Annotated in this window: 1 pseudogene; it reads right to left on the bottom strand. The window is 40.3% G+C overall.

Annotated elements, in window-relative coordinates:
• Positions 1 to 263 precede the first annotated feature (263 nt).
• Positions 264 to 795: pseudogene (locus P5674_RS25430) on the bottom strand (hypothetical protein); the annotation flags it as partial.

Here is a 795-nt window from a genome sequence, read left to right as displayed (position 1 = left end):
GTGCTAGGACTAGATTGTGAGTAATATCTGAGTAACTAGGCATAGTTATCGGGTTAAGTAAATTCCGGTTATCGTCGTTAGGATAAGGCTTTAAGTTAAATCGGGATAACAGGTATTGAACCTGATACATAGCCTATAACCCCCATTCTACTGTTACTTAGGTGTTACTCAAAACCGTAGTAGGATCCATCAATCTGTAGCCATAAAATAACCCCTAGGGGTTTAATCTAGGGGTATTGGCTTATAGGGTTATAACGGGTAGATTAATCTATTTGATAAATCACCCCAAGAAATAATTTGGCTTCAGGGCTATCAATATCAACTCCCAAAGCTGTTAACTTCTCTATAGCCACGCTCAATGGTATAGGTAACTTAGAACATCCCTTTAAAACTTCTAGGGTAGCGTCAATCCCTTCTGTTTTATATTTATTCTCATTGATTGTTGCGCTATGACCCATCATTATAGCGGGTAACTCTATAGGCAATCCATACTTTTCACCTAACAGGTTGTACAGTCTACGAAAAGCATATTTCTGGGTTACCGGGCATTTCATAGATTGAATTCTGTTACTAAACGTTGCGTCAAAGCCTCCAGCTATGGTTTTGGGTTGACTGCCTTTTTTCGGGCTATATTCTGGTAACAACGGCCGTTTCAATTCTAGGAAATCAAACATTTCGGGACTGGGAATTGGGGCTACAACCCTTCCCCCTGTTTTGATACTCACTTTCCGACCTTCTGCGTCAGTAAAGTAAACATAGTCACCTAGCACCAAGTAATTATCCTGATTATCGGGG

This window comes from Limnospira sp. PMC 289.06, assembly GCF_032350395.1.
Classification (GTDB): domain Bacteria; phylum Cyanobacteriota; class Cyanobacteriia; order Cyanobacteriales; family Microcoleaceae; genus Limnospira; species Limnospira platensis.
This window is presented reverse-complemented; position numbering and strand designations above follow the sequence as displayed.